The sequence below is a fragment of the Streptomyces sp. NPDC028368 genome, assembly GCF_055565615.1.
Genome location: NZ_JBVHTY010000001.1, coordinates 687,536 through 706,031 on the forward strand (window position 1 = coordinate 687,536; position 18,496 = coordinate 706,031).

Here is an 18,496-nt window from a genome sequence, read left to right on the forward strand (position 1 = left end):
ATGCGGTGCTTCATGCGGTGCCTGCCGGGAGCTTGCGCTGCCGGGGCGCGGCGTTCCAGAAGTGGTGCATGGCATACGAGCGCCAGGGCCGCCAGCCGTCGGAATCGGCCATCGTCGCACCGGCGTTGCGCATGCCGGCGAGCACCGCGACATCGCCCTCCAGCAGCACGTCCGGGTCGCCGAGGGCGCGCATCCGGATGTAGCCGGCCGTCCAGGGCCCGATGCCGCGCAGGTTCAGCAGCTCCTTCTCGGCCTGGTCGCGGTCGGCTCCGGCGTCCAGCGGAACCCTGCCGTCGGCGAGCGCGGCGGCGAGGGTACGCAGGGTGGCGCGGCGGGATTCGGGCATGCCGAGCTCCGTCAGGGCGGCCTCGGCGAGGTCCGTGACGGCGGGGAAGAGGTGGGTGAGTCCGCCGCTGGGCTCACCGATCGGTTCGCCGTGGGCGGCGACGGCGGCATTGCCGAGCTTCTGTCCCGCGGCGACCGACACCTGCTGGCCGAGCACGGCGCGGACGGCGAGCTCATGGCCGTCGCAGGTGCCCGGGGAGCGCAGCCCGCGGCGCTCCGCCACGAGCGTGGCGAGCAGCGGGTCCTGGCTGAGGTGGTCGGCGACCGCATACGGGTCGGCGTCCAGGTCCAGCAGGCGGCGCATCCGCTGGGTGGCGGTGGTCAGATCGCGCAGTTCGCTCAGATGCAGCCGGCATTCCAGCCAGCCGCCGGTCTCCGGCGACAGCGGTGATGCACCGCCCGGACACTCGTCGACCTCGGCGATGCCGGAGCCATTGGGCAGGCGCAGGGTCCGGCGGTAGGTGCGGGTGCCGGGCTCGCCGAGGATCTCCTCGATGCCGGTCAGCGCGCGGCGCTGGAGGTAGTCGAAGACCTCGGTGGCGGCGTACGGCCCGCGGAAGGCGAGGCGTAGCGGTATGCCGCCCGCGCCGGCCTGCTGTGCCACCGGCCCGAACCGGGCGGCCTTGCCGGGCCGGGCGGCACGCAGCGCGGTGGGCGTGAGTGCGTAGATCTCCCGGATGGTGTCGTTGAACTGCCGCACGCTGGCGAAACCGGCCGCGAAGGCGATCTCGGCGATCGGCAGGGGCGTGGTCTGGAGCAGTATCCGCGCGGTGTGGGAGCGCTGCGCGCGGGCCAGCGCCACCGGGCCGGCGCCCAGCTCGGCGTTCAGCTGGCGCTGGACCTGGCGGGCGCTGTAGCCGAGCCGCTGGGCGAGTCCGGCGACGCCTTCGCGGTCGACGATGCCGTCGCCGATCAGCCGCATCGCGCGGCCGACCATATCGGCCCGGACGTTCCACTCGGCGGAGCCGGGCACCGCGTCCGGCCGGCAGCGGCGGCAGGCCCGGAAGCCTGAGCCCTGGGCGGCGGCCGCGGTCGGGAAGAAGCGGACGTTCTTCTGCTTGGGGGTGGTGGCCGGGCAACTCGGCCGGCAGTAGATCCCGGTCGTGGCGACGGCGAAGAAGAAGTCTCCGTCGAACCGCGCGTCGCGGCTGCACACCGCCTCGTACTTGCTGCCATCGCTCATCACCCTTCCACTGTGCGGCAGGCCACGGGGGCAGCGCTGGCGGAAATCGGACGCGGCGTTCGGGCCGTGTTCGCCCGTGGGTAGGAGGGGTGGATGACCACAGAGCAGAGCGAGCCGATGCACGGGGCGACGCCGGGGGCGGGCGCGGCGCCGCCGACCGTGACGGAGATGGTGCGGGCCAACCAGGCGAACTGGGACGCGCGCACGCCGGTCCATGTGGCCAGCGCGTTCTACGGCCTGGACGGCTCGCGGACCGCGGAGGACTGGTTCGCGCCGTTCGAATGGGCGGATCTCGGCGATCTGGCGGGGCGGGAGGTGCTGCATCTGCAGTGCCACCTGGGCACCGAGACGGCCGCCTTCGCGGAGCGGGGCGCCGCGCACACCGTGGGCCTGGACTTCTCCGCCGCGTCCCTCGCGCAGGCGCGACGCCTCGCGGCCGAGGCGGGCCGGGACGTGGAGTTCGTCGAGTCGGATGTCCATGACGCCGTACGGGCCCTCGGCGACCGCCGCTTCGACGTGATCTACACCGGCAAGGGGGCGCTGTGCTATCTGCCGGACCTGGCGGCCTGGGCCGGCACCGTCAGCTCCCTGCTGCGGCCCGGCGGCACGTTCTACCTCGTGGAGTTCCACCCCCTGCTCAACGCCCTGGGCCCGACACCCGGCCCCGACGGCGAGCAACTCCTGCTCCGCCACGACTACTTGGCGGGCCGCGGCCCCCTCCGGAGCGACACCCCGCACACCTACACCGACGGCCCGCCGGTAGTGGGCGCGACGACCAGCTACGAATGGCGGCACGGCCTCGGCGAGGTCATCTCCGCCGTCGTCGGCGCCGGTATGACGGTCGAGCTGGTGCGGGAGACCGAGCTGCTGCCCTGGAAGCGGTTCGAGGCGATGGTGCCGGCCGAGAACGGATGGTGGCGGCTGCCGGATTCGGAGCCGATCGTGCCGCTGCTCTTCGCCGTGCGAGCGGTCAAGAGGTGAGAGGGACCGGTCTCACGGGGCGGCCCGCCGGTACACCGACCGCAGCAGCTGGTCCTTCGCCGGGCCGCCGACCCGCCACTCCAGGTGCCACTCGTCCACCGCGACGACCGTGAAGGTGCCCGCGTAGCGGTCCGCGGCGCAGGGGTGGACGGCGGTCCAGCGGCCGGTGCGCAGATCCAGGTCGTGAAAGGGGCGGCCGTCGGCGAAGAAGACCTCGGCGGTGCCGTCCGGCAGGGGCCGCAGGCGCAGCGTCCGGGTCGCCGGATGGGCCGCCCCGCCCCAGGTCAGCTCGCCCTCCTCGGTATGCAGCAGCCCGGCCCCGGCCGCGTCGGGCCGGAACTGCGCCGTACCGCGGAAGCGGCCCTCGGCGCCGGTGCGCAGGTCGGACACGGCACGCTCGATGCGCCAGCCGCCCGCCAGATAGGCCGCGGCGTCGGGGACCGGGTACGGGGCGGGGCCGCCGGGACGGCGCGGATCTTCCTGGGCAGGCATGACCCGATTGTCCCGCGTCGCGACGCGGCCCCACGCCCGCGGCCCCTCGTACCGTGCGGTCCGGCAGCACCCGGATTACTCTCGGTGCAGAGATCGTCACCGCAGGGATCGTCACCGACCGGAGGCACGACCATGCCGGAGCTGTTCATCGGCGGTCAGTGGACCGCAGCGGCCGACGGGCAGGTGCGGGAGATCCGCTGCCCGGCGGACGGCACGCTGGTCGCGACCGTCGACGAGGGCGGGCCCAAGGACGCGGCAGCGGCGATCGGCGCCGCCCGGGTGGCCTTCGACGACGGGCCCTGGCCACGGACTCCGGCCGCCGAGCGGGGCCGGCTCGTGCTGCGCGTCGCCGAGCTGCTGGAGCGCGACAAGGACGCACTGGCCAAGGCCGAGTCCCTGGACACCGGGAAACGGCTGGTCGAGAGCGTCTACGACATGGACGACATCGCCAACTGCTTCCGCTACTTCGGCAACCTGGGCGCGGCGGGCGGTACGGACCGGGTCGTCGACACGGGCGTGGAGGAGACGGACAGCTCCGTGCGGCATGAGCCGGTCGGCGTCTGCGCGCTGATCACCCCATGGAACTATCCGCTCCTCCAAACGGCCTGGAAGGTCGCTCCGGCCCTGGTCACCGGCAATACGTTCGTCCTGAAACCAAGCGAGCTGACCCCGCACACCGCCATTCATCTGATGCGGCTGCTGGCCGAGGCGGGACTGCCGGACGGCGTCGCCAACCTGGTGCTCGGCACCGGTCCCCTGGTCGGCGCGCCGCTGACCGAGGATCCGCGGGTGGACATGGTGTCGTTCACCGGCGGGCTGGTCACCGGCCGCCGGATCATGGCGGCCGCCGCGCCCACCGTGAAGAAGATCGCCCTCGAGCTGGGCGGCAAGAACCCGAACATCGTCTTCGCGGACGCCGATTTCGACACCGCCGTCGACTACGCCCTGATGGCGATCTTCCTGCATTCCGGACAGGTCTGCTCGGCGGGCGCCCGGCTGCTCGTCCAGGACGATCTGCATGACGCGTTCGTCGACGAGCTGGTCTCCCGTGCGCAGCGGATCCGGCTCGGCGGACCGTTCGACGAGGCCGCCCGGACCGGCCCGCTGATTTCCGCCGCGCACCGCGCGAAGGTGGAGGCGTATGTCGCGGCGGGGCTCGACGAGGGCGCCGTACTCCTCTGCGGCGGTTCGGCGCCGGACGATCCCGCGCTGGCGGACGGCTTTTACTACCTGCCGACGGTGCTGGACGAGTGCACCCCGGACATGTCCGTCGTACGCGATGAATCGTTCGGCCCGGTGCTGACCGTGGAGCGGTTCCGTGACGAGGACGAGGCGGTCTCGCTGGCCAATGACACGGTGTACGGGCTGGCCGGGGCGGTGTGGACGCAGAACAGCGAGCGCGCCCACCGGGTCGCGGGCCGGATGCGCGCGGGGACGGTGTGGATCAACGACTTCCATCCGTATGTGCCGCAGGCGGAGTGGGGTGGGATGAAGCAGTCGGGCGTCGGGCGCGAGCTGGGGCCGGCGGGGCTGGCGGAGTATCAGGAGGCCAAGCACATCTGGCGCAATACGGCGCCGCGTCCGCAGAGGTGGTTCGAGTGACGGATTCCGGCGCTGGGTCCCCTGCCGACGGCGAGCCGGTACGTCCCGGTACCCGGGCCGATGGTTCGCACGACGACGACTCGCTCGCGGAACTCGGCTACAAGCCCGAACTCAAGCGGACCCTGGGCAACTTCCACACCTTCGCCGCCGGCATCAGCTATATCTCCATCCTCACCGGCACGTTCCAGCTGTTCTACTTCGGTATCAGCCACGGCGGACCGGCGTACTGGTGGTCGTGGCCGATGGTCTTTCTCGGCCAGCTGATGGTGGCGCTGTGCTTCTGCGAGCTCGCCGCCCGGTACCCGGTGGCGGGTTCGATCTACAACTGGGCCAAGCAGCTCGGCGGCCCCCATGTCGGCTGGCTGGGCGGCTGGATGATGCTGACGGCCAGTATGGTCTCGCTGTCCGCCGTGGCCCTGGCCTATCAGGTGACGCTGCCGCAGATCTCGTCGTGGTTCCAGTTCATCGGTGACGGCACCGGGAAGACCGATGCGGCGGCCAATGCCGTACTGCTGGGCACCGTGCTGGTCACCTTCACCACCCTGGTCAACGCTTTCGGCGTCAAACTGATGGCCCGGATCAACTCCGCCGGTGTGGCGATCGAGCTGATCGCCGCCATCGTGCTGATCATCCTCCTCGCCGCGCATGTCACCCGCGGCCCCAGCGCCCTGACCGAGACCTTCGGCCTGGGCGCCGGCCAGGAGCTGGGCTACTTCGGCGCGTTCCTGACCGCTGCGCTGGCCTCGGCATACGTCATGTACGGCTTCGATACGGCCTCGTCGCTCGGCGAGGAGTCCAAGGACCCGGGCCGCAACGCACCCCGCGCCATCCTGCGCGCCCTGATCGCGTCGTTCCTCATCGGCGGGCTGATCCTGCTCTTCGCGCTGCTGGCCGTGCCCGATCTGCACGCCAAGGAGCTGTCGGTCGACGGGCTGCAGTTTGTCGTGCTGTCCACACTGGGCTCGACCATCGGGCAGATCGTGCTGTGGTGTGTGGTCATCGCGATCACCGTGTGCGAGCTGGCGGTGCACACCGCCAGCATCCGGCTGGCCTACGCGATGGCCCGGGACAACAACCTCCCCGCCTCCGCGCAGCTCGCCAAGGTCAACCCGCGCTTCCAGACCCCGGTGCTGCCGGCCGTCATCATCGGCCTGGTGGCGGTCGGCATCCTCCTGATCAACGTCAATCAGCCGCAGATCTTCTCCGTGATCACCAGCATCGCGATCATCATGATCTATCTGGCGTATCTGCTGGTCACCCTGCCGATGCTGATCCAGCGGCTGCGCGGCAGATGGACCCCGGCCGAAGGACACTTCTCACTGGGGAAGTTCGGCCTCCCGGTGAACGTCCTCGCCGTCCTGTGGGGCGCCGCCATGTCCGTCAACCTCGCCTGGCCGCGGGCCACGGTCTACAACGCGACCGGCCCGCAGCACTGGTATCTGCGCTGGGGCGCCTTCTTGTTCATCGGCGTCGTGGCGTTCGGCGGCTTCGCCTACTACTGGTTCGTCCAGCGCAAGCGCACCGGTGTCCTGGCCAGCCACGCCGCCGAGGCGTCCGGTCCCCCCACCCCCAAACCCTGATCATTCGATCCCGATCTGGAGACGGCGCCATGCCCCAAGAGGCCCAGGTGGACGAATTCGACTACGTCGTGGTCGGCGGCGGTACGGCCGGCTCGGTTGTGGCGGCCCGGCTCAGCGAGGACCCTGACGTCAGCGTCTGCGTGCTGGAGGCCGGGCCGTCCGACGTCGACGACCCCAACATCCTCCGCCTCGAACAGTGGATGGCGCTGCTCGAATCGGGCTACGACTGGGACTACCCCGTCGAACCGCAGGAGAACGGCAACAGCTTCATGCGGCACGCCCGTGCCAAGGTGCTGGGCGGCTGCTCGTCCCACAACTCCTGTATCGCCTTCTGGGCACCGGCGGAGGACCTCGACGAGTGGGGCGCGCTGGGCTGTACGGGCTGGAGCGCGGCCGACTGCTTCCCGCTCTACCAGCGCCTGGAGACCAACGACGCGCCAGGCGATCACCACGGCCGCCGCGGCCCGGTGACCCTGCGTACCGTCCCGCCCCATGACCCCTGCGGTGTCGCTCTCCTGGAGGCGTGCGCCGCGGCCGGCATTCCCACCACCCCGTTCAACACCGGCGAGACCGTCAGCCACGGTGCGAACTGGTTCCAGATCAACTGCCGCCCCGACGGGACCCGTTCCTCCGCCTCGGTCTCCTACCTCCACCCCGTCATGGGAACCCGCCGCAATCTGGAGGTACGCACCGGAGTCCAGGCCAAACGCCTGCTGTTCGACGCCTCCCGGCGCTGCACCGGCGCGGAGTACCTCTCCCCCGACCTGATCCACTCCCGGACGGTCACCGCCCGCCGCGAGGTCATCGTCTCCTGTGGTGCCATCGACACCCCGAAGCTGCTGATGCTCTCGGGCATCGGGCCCGCCGACCATCTGCGGGACACCGGTATCGAACCAATTGCCGATGCCCCCGGTGTCGGCGCCAACCTCCAGGACCACCCCGAGGGCGTGATCATGTGGGATGCCAAACAGCCCATGGTCACCACCTCCACGCAGTGGTGGGAGATCGGCATCTTCACGCGCACCCGGCCCGGCCTCGACCGCCCCGACCTGATGTTCCACTACGGCTCAGTGCCCTTCGACATGAACACCTACCGCCGCGGCTACCCCACCTCCGAGAACGCCTTCTGCCTGACCCCGAACGTCACCCGCGCCCGCTCCCGGGGCACCGTACGGCTGGCCACCCGCGACTTCCGCGACAAGCCGAAGGTCGACCCGCGCTACTTCACCGATGAGCATGACGTACGGGTGATGACCTACGGTCTGCGCCTCGCCCGCGAGATCATCTCGCAGCCTCCGATGGCGAGTTGGGCCGGCACCGAACTCGCCCCCGGCCCCGCGGCCCAGTCGGACGCCGACCTCCTCGACTACATCCGCGCCACCCACAACACCGTCTACCACCCCGCCTGCACGGTCCGGATGGGCGCCGCCGGCGATCCGGACGCCCCGCTCGACCCGCAGCTGCGGGTCAAGGGCGTCACCGGACTGCGGGTGGCCGACGGCTCGGCGATGCCGTTCCTGACGGCCGTGAATCCCTGCATCACGACGATGATGATCGGGGAGAAGTGCGCGGACATGATCCGCGAGGGCTGAGACCGGGGCAGGCCGGCCGGCTCGCGCGCGCTCGGTCTCACCCTGAGACCGAGCAGGTGAGCCGCCGTATGCTGACCGCATGAGGCGGACATCCTTTGCGCACTGGCCCTGCTCGATCGCCCGCACGATGGATCTGCTGGGCGACTGGTGGACACCGCTGGTGCTGCGCGAGGCGTTCTACGGGATCCGGCGGTTCGACGGGTTCCAGGAGTCCCTCGGGATCGCACGCAATACCCTCACCGACCGTCTGCGGCGGCTGGTCGACGAGGGGCTCCTGGAAAAGCGGCCGTACCAGACCGAGCCGGTGCGCCATGACTATGTCCTCACGGACAAGGGGCGCGACTTCTACCCCGTCCTCCTGGCGATGAACAGCTGGGGCGACCGCTGGCTGAGCGGCGAGGCGGGCCCCCCGGTGGTCTTCCACCACGACTCCTGCGGCCGGCAGAGCCACGCCGAGGTGGTCTGCGCCCACTGCGGCGACCCGATGACACCCGACAACACCCGCCCCCGGCTGGGCCCCGGATATCCGCCGCGCCTGGCCGAACGCCCGGACGTGCGGGAGCGCTTCGCGGACTGAGCCACCGGCCGGGTCACCGCTACGCCATGGCCGCGCACCCCGTTGACAAGTAAGTCTATCTACGCAACTTTGGAGGTCAGACAGTCAGAACCCCTCTACCGTGGGGCGACGAGGAGGCTGGGGATCATGGAGTGGACGGGCGCGCGGTACGCGGACACCCCGACGGCCGAAGTGGAGACGCGGATCGCCGCCCCGCCGGAACGGGTGTGGGAGCTGGTGTCCGACATCGGCCTGATGCCGGGCGCGAGCTCCGAACTGCGGTCGACGCACTGGCTGGACGGCGCGACCGGCCCCGCCGTCGGTGCCCGCTTCACCGGCCGCAGCAGGCACGAAGCGCTGGGCGAGTGGACGACCACCTCGTACGTCGTGGAGTGCGAGCGGCCGAAGGTGTTCGCCTGGGCGGTCGAGGATCCCCAACACCCCACCGCCACTTGGCGGTTCACCCTCACACCGCAGGACGGCGGCGGCACCCTGCTACGGCAGTGGGTGCGGATGGGGCCGGGCCGCTCCGGCCTCTCGTACGCCATCGACCGGATGCCCGACAAGGAGCAGAAGATCGTTTTCGTACGGCTGCAGGAATTCGAGAACGCCATGACCGCCACCGTCCAACGGATCAAGAGCCTGGCCGAGCACACCCACGGGACGGAGGCGTAATGCGTACCGCCACCACCATCGAGGCATCCGGCGGGCCCTGGTCGGAGACGGTGGACTATGTCACCGAGGCCGAGAAACTGGGCCTGGACATCTGCTGGGTGGCCGAGGCCTGGGGCTCCGAGGCGCCGTCACCGCTCGGCTATCTCGCCGCCCGGACACAGCGCATCCTGCTCGGCTCCGGGATCATCCAGCTGGGCACCCGCACCCCGATGGCCATCGCACGCGCGGCGATCACCCTCTCCCAGATCTCCGAAGGCCGCTTCCTGCTGGGCCTCGGCCCCTCGGGACCGCAGGTGATCGAGGGGCTGCACGGCGTCCCCTTCGCCCGGCCGCTGGCCCGGATGCGCGAGACCGTCGACATTGTGCGCCAGGCCGCGACCGGGGAGAAGATCGCCTACACCGGGCGGGAGTTCACCATCCCCCTCCCCGGCGGGGATGCCCGGCCCATGCGTCTCTCGATGCGCGCCGAGCACTCCATTCCCGTCTATCTCGCCACCCTCTCCCCCAAGATGCTGCGCCTGACCGGCGAGATCGCCGACGGCTGGCTGGGCACCAGTTTCGTCCCCGAAGGCGCCCAAGAGGCCTACTTCGACCCGCTGTACGCGGGCCTTGCCGCAGCCGGGCGCTCCCGTACCGACCTCGACATCTGCCAGGGCGCCGAGGTCGCCTTCGCCGAGGACGAGGAGGCGCTGCGCACCATGCTCGCCGACCGGAAGAAGGAACTCGCCTTCAGTCTCGGCGGCATGGGCTCCGCCACCACCAACTTCTACAACAACGCCTACAGCCGCCAGGGCTGGGCCGAGGCCACCGCCGAGATCCGGCAGCGCTGGCAGTCCGGCGACCGGGCGGGCGCGGCCGGGCTGGTCACCGACGAGATGGTCCTCGGTACCACCCTCATCGGCACCGAAGACATGGTCCGGGAACGGCTACGGGTCTGGCAGGCCGCGGGAGTTGACACCGTGCGCCTCTATCCCGCGGGCGAGACACTGGAGGCCCGTCTGACGACACTGGGCCGGGCCCTCGACCTCGTACGCGAGATCTGACAGGTCCCTGACGGGCCCTCATATCCCTGCCCGCACCCCGTTCGTTTTACCCCTTACCCCGTACCCGTAGTACTTCAGAGCTACGCGCGAGGTGCACTCCCCGGTGGGACGCCGACCACACGGCGCGATTCATACCTTCCGTACCGCAGACACACATGACATCCGGTACGGACGGAAGGACCATCCGCCATGGCGTCCCGCCCGCGCAGCAGCCGCTTGCGCCGCACCCTGCTCGCCGCCATCACCAAGCGTCTCATCACCGAGTTCTCCCGCATGACCGGCGCCCCCCGCGCCCCCCTCAAGGACCGCATCGGCCACCTGACAGAACGCGAAACCGAGGTCCTGTCCCTGATCGCCCAGGGCCTGTCGAACGCCGAAATAGCCGAGCGCCTGGTCGTCGCCGAACAGACCGTGAAAACCCATGTGAGCCGCATTCTGGTCAAGTTGAGCCTGCGCGACCGGACGCAGGCGGCGGTCTTTGCGTATGAGACGGGGCTGGTTCGGCCGGTGGGGTACTGAGCCCGCGGCGACTACGGTGAGCGGGTGACCGAAACTTGGAAGGCCACCGACACCGGCGTCCTGCGGCTTCCCTCCGGGCGCCTGGTTCGAGGCCGCGCACTTCGCCGACCGCTGCCGGCCGGCTCGACGCCTGCCTACGCCGTCTACCTGCTCGGCAAGCGGCCCCCTGAGGTCCCCTGGGAAGTGCGGTGGCTGCAATGGCCGGATTTCCGGCTGCCCAGCAGTCACCTCCAAGCCCGAGCCGTCCTCAGTGAGGCCTGGGCCCGCGCCGAGGCCGACCGCGTCGAAATCGCCTGTGGCGGCGGCCGCGGCCGAACCGGCACGGCTATGGCCTGTCTCGCCGTCCTGGACGGAGTGCCCGCCGGCCGGGCAGTGGACTTCGTGCGCCAGAACTACGACCCGCACGCCGTCGAAACCCCTTGGCAGCGCCGCTACGTCCGCCGCTTCACCCCTTGACGAGCGGCCCGCATGACGGCGTGGTCACGCGGACGGCTGTTCACCGGGCCTCCAGGGTGTCGGCGAAGGCCCGGAAGACATAGGCGGTCGACGTGGCGCCCGGATCCTGGTGCCCTATGCTCCGCAGCCCCACGTAGGAGGCGCGCCCCTTGCGGGCCTGCATGGGGATGGTCTTACGCATTCCGGCTTCGGCCGCGTCCGCGGCGGCACGGGCCGCCGCATGGAAGCACCCGCCGGCTTCGGCCGTGTCACGGAAGGCGGTGACGGCGGGTGCGTAGGCGTCGATCATTGTCTTGTCGCCGGGAACGGCCGCACCGAGTTGCTGGATCTTCTCCAAGCCCGCCTGCAGCGCGATGGCGAACTGAGCCGTACCGACCTCACCCGCGCAACCGACCGCCTTGCCCATGGCGCGGAGCGCACTGCCGTACAGCGGGCCCGAGGCCCCACCCACCCCGGACACCAGCAGAGTCCCCATGGTGACGAGAAGGCCGCCGACCGATTCGGCCGGCCCGGTCAGCGCACCGCACGCCCGCGCGAAGCCGCGGGCCATGTTGACGCCGTGATCGCCGTCGCCGATGGGCGAGTCCAGCCGGGTGAGGTGGACCTGGTTGCGGCCGACAACCGAGTTGATGTTGTTGAACCACTCACGGGTGAGTGCGACGTCCACCGACACTCTCCTGGCGGGAGGGACTAATCGTGCTGGGCCGGCAATGCTCCTCACATGTCCCGGCGCGGCGCCGGGGCGTTCACCGGGGTGCACCGTCGGGCGAGCGAATCGGGGTCGGCCTGACAGCAGCGTCAGCGACACCCCTGCCGTGTGGGGGCTGGTCACGTAATTGCCTTCCAGGTTTTGGGCGATCGTCATCCTTCGCCCGCGCGAGATCGCAGCGGCCTCCGCGCACAACCGCATACCGCTCCGCCAGGGGCGTTCCATCGAGGTCATTGACCATCAGGGCCGAGCGGAGGCTCTCCCGCCGCCCCTGCCCGGCGAGGCAGTGCCGGAGCGGCAACTCCGGGGAGTTGGGGGGCATCGTCGCGGGTTTCCGCATGACAAGCACTCCTTTGCTCTCGTGGAGAGCTGTCGGGGGCGAGTCGGATGGTGGCTGGGTGACGGCACTGACACACGAGACATCAGAGTGTTAAGGACGTTCGGCAACGCTGAATGGTGGTCAAATCAAAACCCACGGAATCGGTTACGTCAACATGCCAAAAACCACAGATTTAGTTACATCAAGATGTCGTCAGAACCACGTACGGACGATGTCAACGGTTGGCGTTCAGGCCCGCGTTGCGGGGTGCACCGAGGTCCCGGGAGAGGTTCCTGGCGACCTCTCGCGTGGCGATGGCCCCGTCATGCCGTGCGGGCTTGGCGAACAGGTGCTCAATGGGCCCCACCAGGCCGATGGCGCCGACGACTTCGCCGGTGTGGTCGAACACGGGCGCCCCGATACCGGCGTCGCCCAGCGTCGACTCCTGGTTGTCCAGCGCGTATCCGATCTCGCGTACATGCTTCAGCTGGACCTCCAGCTGCTCCGGGTCGTCGATGCTGGCGCCGGTCACCCGCGCCAGCTCCCCGGCGAGCAGCTCATCGCGCTGTTCGGGCGGGAGGAATGCCGCGATGGCCTTGCCCAGCGCGCAGGTGTTCCAGGGGAGGCTGGCCCCGGTCTCCAGGGTCTGGACCGTGGTGCCGGGGCGGAAGGCATGGTGGATCACCAGGACTTGGCGGTCGACCATGACGCCCACCCAGACGGCCGAGCCGGTGCGCGTGGCCAGAATGTCGGCCCATGTGAGGGCGCGGGTGCGCAGTTCGTGCGAGTCGAGGTAGGCGTTGCTGAGTGTCACTAGGCCGGGCCCCAGCTGGTATTTGCTGGTCTCCCGGTCCTGGATGACCAGCCCCTCCGCCTCCAGGGTGCGCAGCAGGGCATGGGCGGTGGGCTTGGAGACCCCCAGGCGGTCGGCCAGTTCACTCACGCCGAGTCGCGGGGTCGCGGTAGCCAGCTCCTTGAGGACCCTGATAGCCCTGTGTACCGCCTGAACCATGGAAAGTTTCTCCCTGTTCACTATTGCTGAACGTGGTTCGGTGATTCTAGGCTCTGCCCTCATGACACCGTTGGTTGGCATCGTACTTGTGCCCCACAGGGCGGAGATCGCTCGTGGGCCTAAGGCCGTGGTCCACCCTCGAGATCGAGGACAAGCTGTTCACCCGCCCACCCGAGCTTGTCGAATTCTTCATCATCCCCAGCCGGGACGGCACCCATTCCTGAGGGTGCGCACCCGGGACGACAAGCCCCTGGAGCCCGTGGCCCGCAAGTCGGCCGTGGCGGATCTGCCCTGAGGGCCACGCCGGTCCGGTGAAAGCTCAACGAGCTTCTGCGGACCGCTACCAGCCGCTGGAGCCGGCCCGCCTGCCGACACCAGGCACCGGCCGCCAAGGCAGCCCGTTTCCTTCCTCACCGCCCGCTTCTCGCCGCCAACCCGCAACCGGCCCGGATCAGCCCCGGGGGCCGGCTGCGTGCTTGCCCTGCCCCAGAAACGGAGAGCTCGTATGAGCAGCAGTCACCTCGAAGTCTGCATCGTCGGTGCCGGTCCCAGAGGGCTGTCGGTACTGGAACGGCTGTGCGCGAATGAGCGCGGACAGCCGTCGCGCAAGGCGGTGACGGTGCATGTCGTCGACCCGCAGACGCCCGGAGCCGGCGCGGTCTGGCGCAGCGACCAGTCCACCCACCTGCTGATGAATACGGTGGCCTCGCAGATCACGGTGTTCACGGACGACAGCTCCACCATCGACGGGCCGATCGAGCCGGGGCCGAGCCTGTACGAATGGGCACAGGGCCTGGCCCTGCTCGGCGATCCCTCCGAACACGACCGGGTGACGCTGGACGAGGCACGGCGCCTGAACCCCAACACGTATCCCACGCGCGCCTTCTACGGCCGTTACCTGCACGACTGCTTCCAGCGCGTCATCTCCGGCGCACCCGGCCACATCACGGTCCGTCTGCACCGTTCACGTGTGGTCGCCCTGGCCGACACCCGGCGGAGCACCGACGGGCCACAGAATGTGCGCCTCGAGAACGGTGCCCGGCTCGCCGCACTGGACGCCGTGGTCATGGCGCAGGGCCATGTGCCGGCCCGGCTGACGGTGCAGGAGGACAGGACCGCGAGTCTGGCCCGCGATCACCACCTGACGTACTTCCCCCCGGCGAACCCGGCCGACCTCGATCTGAGCGGTATCGAGCCGGGTGAGAGCGTGCTCCTGCGTGGCCTGGGGCTGAACTTCTTCGACCACATGGCGCTGTTCTCACTGGGGCGCGGCGGCCGGTTCGTCCGCAAGGACGGCAAGCTCACCTACCGGCCTTCGGGCCGGGAACCGAAGCTCTACGCCTTCTCCCGCCGCGGGATTCCCTACCACGCCCGCGGAGAGAACGAGAAGGGCGCCCACGGCCGGTACTTTCCACAACTGCTGACCCCGGAGTACATCAAGGGCCTGCGCGAGCGCTCCGCGAACGGGCAGCCGGTCACCTTCAGCGCCGATCTGTGGCCGCTGATCTCCCACGAGGTGGCGAGCGTCTACTACGCCACGCTGCTCAACGCCCGGGGCCGGGAGGCGGAGCGTGCGGTCTTCACCGACACGTTCCTGGCCCTGCCGGTGGGCGGCGATCCGGCGCCCCTGCTGGACGCCTACGGCATCGAGGCGGACGCGCGCTGGGACTGGGACCGGCTCTCCCGCCCCTACGGGGAGCGCCGGTTCACCGACCGCGACGACTTCCACACCTGGCTCCTGGACTACCTGGCCAAGGACATGCACGAGGCCCGGTCCGGCAATGTCAGCGGTCCGCTGAAGGCCGCCCTCGATGTGCTGCGCGACCTGCGCAACGAAGTACGGCTGGCCGTCGACCACGGAGGCCTGGAGGCCACCTCGCACCGTGACGATCTGGAGGGGTGGTACACCCCGCTCAACGCCTTCCTGTCGATCGGGCCGCCGGCCTCGCGCATCGAGGAGATGAGGGCGCTCATCGAGGTGGGCCTGCTGACCGTGACCGGCCCCGGCACCCAGGTCCGTATCGACGCCACCGAGGGCGTGTACGTCGCTCACTCCACCACCGTGCCGGGCCCTCCGGTCCACGCCACCGCGCTGATCGAGGCCCGGCTGCCCGAACCCGATCTGCGCCGCTCCGAGGATCCGCTGCTGCGCCATCTGCTCGACACCGGCCAGGCCGCCTCCTACCGCATAGCCGGTGCGCACGGCACCAGTTACGAGACCGGCGGACTCGCGGTGACCGAACGCCCCTACCGGCTGGTGGACGGGCGCGGCCGCGCGCACCCACGGCGGTTCGCCTACGGGGTGCCGACCGAGTCGGTGCACTGGGTCACGGCGGCCGGCATCCGGCCCGGTGTCGATTCGGTGACCCTCGGCGACTCCGATGCGATCGCCCGCGCCCTACTGGAACTCCCCCTGGCGGCACAGGTCCCGGCCAGAGCCCGGCCGATGAGCAAGTCCGAGTCGGAGCTGGCGGGAGAGTCCGTATGAATACCACCGGACCCGACGAGCGCGATGCCCGGCCGACCGCCGAAGATGACCTCTGCGATGCGGGACTGCTGTCCCCCGTACGGGCCGGTACGCCGGTGGAGCGGGCCGTGAGCGACCGGGCCTGGCTGCAGGCCATGCTCGACACCGAGTCGGCGCTGGCCCGTGCGCAGGCGAACCTGGGCACCCTGCCGAAGCCGGCCGCCGACGCCATCACCCGTGCGGCCCGCGCCGAACTCCTCGACGTACGCGCCGTGGCGGTGGCCGCGCGCGAGACCGCGAACCCCGTGGTGGGCTTGGTCAAGGCCTTCACCGCGGTCGTGGCCGCGGCCGATCCGGCGGCCGCCGAGTATGTGCACCGGGGCTCGACCAGCCAGGACATCTTCGACACCGGTGCCATGCTGATCGCCCGTCGCGCGCTCGAGATCATCCGTGGTGATCTGCGGCGCACGGCCGAGGCGTTGGGTGGCCTGGCCGACCGGCACCGGGACACGCTCATCGCCGGACGCACGCTGGCGCTCCACGCCGTGCCGACCACCTTCGGCCTCAAGGTGGCGGGCTGGCGGCAGCTGGTGCTCGATGCGGACTTACGGCTCGGCCGGGTGCTGGACGGCGGGCTGCCCGTCGCGCTGGGCGGAGCCGCCGGAACGCTTGCCGGATATCTGGAGTACGCGGCCCTCGACGGGGGGCGGCAGCCGGACCCGGGCGACTACCTGGACCGGCTGACGGGCGCCTTCGCCGCCGAGACCGGACTCTCCCGCCCGGTGCTGCCCTGGCATGCGTTGCGGACCCCTATCGCCGATCTGGCCTCCTCGCTGGCGTTCACGGCCGGCGCGCTGGGCAAGATCGCCGTCGATGTGCAGGCGCTGGCCCGTACCGAAATCGCCGAAGTGGCCGAGCCGGGGCCCGCCGGGCGCGGCGGCTCCTCGGCCATGCCGCACAAGCGCAATCCGGTGCTGACCACGCTGATGCGTTCCGCCGCACTCCAAGTGCCGCCACTGGCAACGGGATTGACGCAGTGTCTGATCTCGGAGGACGAGAGGTCGGCCGGGGCGTGGCACGCCGAGTGGCAGCTGCTGCGCGAGTGCCTGCGGCTGGTCGGCGGCGCCGCCCATACGGCGGCCGAGCTCGCCGAGGGCCTCGAGGTCAGGCCGCAGCGGATGCGGGAGAACCTGGATCTCACCGGCAGCCAGGTGGTCTCCGAGCGGATCGCGGCCGTGCTCGCCCCGCGGCTGGGCAAGGCAGCGGCCAGGCAGCTTCTGACGGACGCCGCGGCCACGGCAGGGCGCGAGGGACGGCATCTGGCCGAGGTCCTGGCCGAAGCGCCGGGTCTGGCGGCGCAGTTGAACGCCGCGGAGCTGGCCGAACTGTGCGACCCCGCCGGTTACACCGGCGCCGCCGGCGCCCTCGTGGAGCGTGCGCTGCGCGGCTGACTGCCTGACCGGGCTCGCGGTGCGCAGGCTCCGTGGCCCGCCGAAGACTCCTACCACAGCAGGAGAGCAGGAGAGAGATGTCGAGCAGGCAGTCCGCCCGCGGGCGGTGGATCGAAGGCTGGGATCCGGAGGACGAGGAATTCTGGGAGCGCTCCGGCAAGCGGACCGCGCGGCGCAATCTGTGGCTGTCGGTGCTGTCCGAGCACATCGGGTTCTCCGTCTGGAGCATGTGGTCGGTGCTGGTGCTGTTCATGTCGCCGCGTATCGGGCTGAGCTTCGCGCCAGGCGAGAAGTTTCTGCTGGTCATCACGCCCACGCTGGTCGGGTCGCTGTTACGGCTTCCGTACAGTCATGCGGTGACGCGGTTCGGCGGCCGCAACTGGACGGTGTTCGCTTCCCTCGTGCTGTTCGTGCCCGCGGTGTCCGCGGTGTACTTCGTGCAGCGCCCCGGGACTCCGCTGTGGGTGTTCCTGCTCATCGCGGCCTCGGCGGGGGCGGGAGGCGGCAACTTCGCCTCGTCGATGACGAACATCACGACGTTCTTTCCGCAGCGCCATCAGGGCTGGGCCCTGGGCCTCAACGCGGGCGGCGGCAACCTGGGCGTCGCGGTGGTCCAGCTGCTGGGTCTGTTCGTGATCGCCACGGCCGGCGACACTCACCCTTCCTACGTCGCCGCCGCCTACCTGCCGCTGATCGCGCTGGTGTCGGTGCTGGCGGCGCTGCGGATGGACAACGTCGACGCGGTACGGACCGCGCCCGGCGCGCAGCGCGAAGCGACCGCCCACCGGCACACCTGGTGGATCTCCCTCCTGTACATCGGCACGTTCGGGTCGTTCATCGGGTACGGGTTCGCATTCGGTCTGGTGCTGCAGAGCCAGTTCGGCTCGTCTCCTCTGCAGGCGGCCTCGTTCACGTTCCTCGGCCCGCTGCTGGGGTCCGTGGCCCGGCCGCTGGGGGGCAAACTGGCGGACCGCTGGGGCGGACCCCGGGTCACGCTGTGGACCTTCCTGGGCATGGCAGCGGGGACCGGGGTGCTGCTCGTGGCCTCGCGTGCCGGGACGTTCTGGCTGTTCATTGCCGGGTTCACCGCTCTGTTCGTCCTCAGCGGCATCGGGAACGGCTCGACGTACAAGATGATCCCCGCCGTCTTCGCCAAGGAGGCGGAGGACGCCGTCACTTCGGGCCGTGACGCCCGGTCGGCGTTCGCCCGTGCGCGGCGGCTCAGCGGCGCGGTGATCGGCATCGCGGGCGCGATCGGGGCCCTCGGCGGAGTGGCCATCAACCTGGTGTTCCGCGCGGCCTACGGCAGCCCCTCGGGCAGCGGCACCCCCGCATTCATCGCCTTTCTCTGCTACTACGCGCTGTGTGTGCTGGTGGTCCGGGTCGTCTACCTGCGCCGTTCCATGGAAACTTCCCCGGCGCCCGAGCGTGTCCCTTCTCAGCCGCACCGCACGTAAGACACATGAATGTGGTCCGTGAACTACTTTCGAATGATGCGGATGAATGGAGTGAAT

Annotated in this window: 15 protein-coding genes and 1 pseudogene; 12 read left to right on the forward strand and 4 right to left on the reverse strand. The window is 70.3% G+C overall.

The annotated features are described in order from the left end of the window. Positions 1–10 precede the first annotated feature (10 nt). Positions 11–1,528, reverse strand: a complete 1,518-nt coding sequence (locus ACZ4S3_RS03070) for an AlkA N-terminal domain-containing protein (protein ID WP_467924987.1) — start codon at positions 1,526–1,528, stop codon at positions 11–13. 93 nt (positions 1,529–1,621) lie between these two features. Here ACZ4S3_RS03070 and ACZ4S3_RS03075 point away from each other — a divergent pair, with 93 nt between their 5' ends. Further along, a complete protein-coding gene (locus ACZ4S3_RS03075; protein WP_467924989.1) occupies positions 1,622–2,509 on the forward strand; it encodes a class I SAM-dependent methyltransferase in 888 nt (295 codons plus the stop codon). 12 nt (positions 2,510–2,521) lie between these two features. Here ACZ4S3_RS03075 and ACZ4S3_RS03080 read toward each other — a convergent pair whose 3' ends face one another. Next, positions 2,522–3,001, reverse strand: coding sequence for a DUF6314 family protein (locus ACZ4S3_RS03080; protein WP_467924991.1), 480 nt, complete (start codon positions 2,999–3,001; stop codon positions 2,522–2,524). Positions 3,002–3,133: 132 nt separating this feature from the next. On the opposite strand from ACZ4S3_RS03080, the gene ACZ4S3_RS03085 reads away from it, so the two are divergent. The 8 genes and pseudogenes from ACZ4S3_RS03085 (at position 3,134) to ACZ4S3_RS03120 (ending at position 11,024) form a co-directional block, all read left to right on the forward strand. Continuing rightward, positions 3,134–4,603 (forward strand): aldehyde dehydrogenase family protein, encoded by a 1,470-nt coding sequence (locus ACZ4S3_RS03085; protein WP_467924993.1) that lies wholly within the window; start codon positions 3,134–3,136, stop codon positions 4,601–4,603. Further along, positions 4,600–6,183, forward strand: a complete 1,584-nt coding sequence (locus tag ACZ4S3_RS03090) for an APC family permease (protein ID WP_467924995.1) — start codon at positions 4,600–4,602, stop codon at positions 6,181–6,183. The genes ACZ4S3_RS03085 and ACZ4S3_RS03090 overlap by 4 nt, the downstream gene beginning before the upstream one ends. A gap of 29 nt (positions 6,184–6,212) precedes the next feature. After that, positions 6,213–7,775: a GMC family oxidoreductase gene (locus ACZ4S3_RS03095; protein ID WP_467924997.1), complete on the forward strand. Its 1,563-nt coding sequence runs from the start codon at positions 6,213–6,215 to the stop codon at positions 7,773–7,775. A gap of 79 nt (positions 7,776–7,854) precedes the next feature. Further along, positions 7,855–8,352 carry a winged helix-turn-helix transcriptional regulator gene (locus ACZ4S3_RS03100; RefSeq protein ID WP_467924999.1) on the forward strand — a complete coding sequence of 166 codons (498 nt, stop codon included), beginning with the start codon at positions 7,855–7,857 and terminating at the stop codon, positions 8,350–8,352. A 126-nt stretch (positions 8,353–8,478) separates the two neighbouring features. Further along, positions 8,479–9,006: an SRPBCC family protein gene (locus ACZ4S3_RS03105; protein WP_467925003.1), complete on the forward strand. Its 528-nt coding sequence runs from the start codon at positions 8,479–8,481 to the stop codon at positions 9,004–9,006. Continuing rightward, positions 9,006–10,049, forward strand: coding sequence for an LLM class flavin-dependent oxidoreductase (locus ACZ4S3_RS03110; RefSeq protein WP_467925005.1), 1,044 nt, complete (start codon positions 9,006–9,008; stop codon positions 10,047–10,049). The genes ACZ4S3_RS03105 and ACZ4S3_RS03110 overlap by 1 nt, the downstream gene beginning before the upstream one ends. Before the next feature lie 228 nt (positions 10,050–10,277). After that, a pseudogene (locus tag ACZ4S3_RS03115) lies at positions 10,278–10,568 on the forward strand (response regulator transcription factor); the annotation flags it as partial. A gap of 24 nt (positions 10,569–10,592) precedes the next feature. After that, on the forward strand, positions 10,593–11,024 hold the full coding sequence (locus tag ACZ4S3_RS03120) for a phosphatase domain-containing protein (RefSeq protein WP_467925007.1): 432 nt from the start codon (positions 10,593–10,595) through the stop codon (positions 11,022–11,024). A gap of 40 nt (positions 11,025–11,064) precedes the next feature. Here ACZ4S3_RS03120 and dhaL read toward each other — a convergent pair whose 3' ends face one another. Together dhaL and ACZ4S3_RS03130 are read right to left on the reverse strand one after the other, a co-directional pair. Continuing rightward, the gene (dhaL, locus tag ACZ4S3_RS03125) at positions 11,065–11,691 is read right to left on the reverse strand and encodes a dihydroxyacetone kinase subunit DhaL (RefSeq protein ID WP_467925009.1); all 627 of its coding nucleotides are present in this window, start codon (positions 11,689–11,691) and stop codon (positions 11,065–11,067) included. A gap of 596 nt (positions 11,692–12,287) precedes the next feature. Beyond that, a complete protein-coding gene (locus ACZ4S3_RS03130; RefSeq protein ID WP_467925011.1) occupies positions 12,288–13,064 on the reverse strand; it encodes an IclR family transcriptional regulator in 777 nt (258 codons plus the stop codon). A gap of 505 nt (positions 13,065–13,569) precedes the next feature. Here ACZ4S3_RS03130 and ACZ4S3_RS03135 point away from each other — a divergent pair. From ACZ4S3_RS03135 to ACZ4S3_RS03145, 3 genes are all read left to right on the forward strand, one after another. After that, on the forward strand, positions 13,570–15,552 hold the full coding sequence (locus tag ACZ4S3_RS03135) for an FAD/NAD(P)-binding protein (protein WP_467925013.1): 1,983 nt from the start codon (positions 13,570–13,572) through the stop codon (positions 15,550–15,552). After that, positions 15,549–16,982, forward strand: a complete 1,434-nt coding sequence (locus ACZ4S3_RS03140) for a nitrosuccinate lyase (RefSeq protein ID WP_467925015.1) — start codon at positions 15,549–15,551, stop codon at positions 16,980–16,982. The genes ACZ4S3_RS03135 and ACZ4S3_RS03140 overlap by 4 nt, the downstream gene beginning before the upstream one ends. Positions 16,983–17,059: 77 nt before the next feature. Continuing rightward, a complete protein-coding gene (locus tag ACZ4S3_RS03145; protein ID WP_467925017.1) occupies positions 17,060–18,439 on the forward strand; it encodes a nitrate/nitrite transporter in 1,380 nt (459 codons plus the stop codon). Positions 18,440–18,496 lie beyond the last annotated feature (57 nt).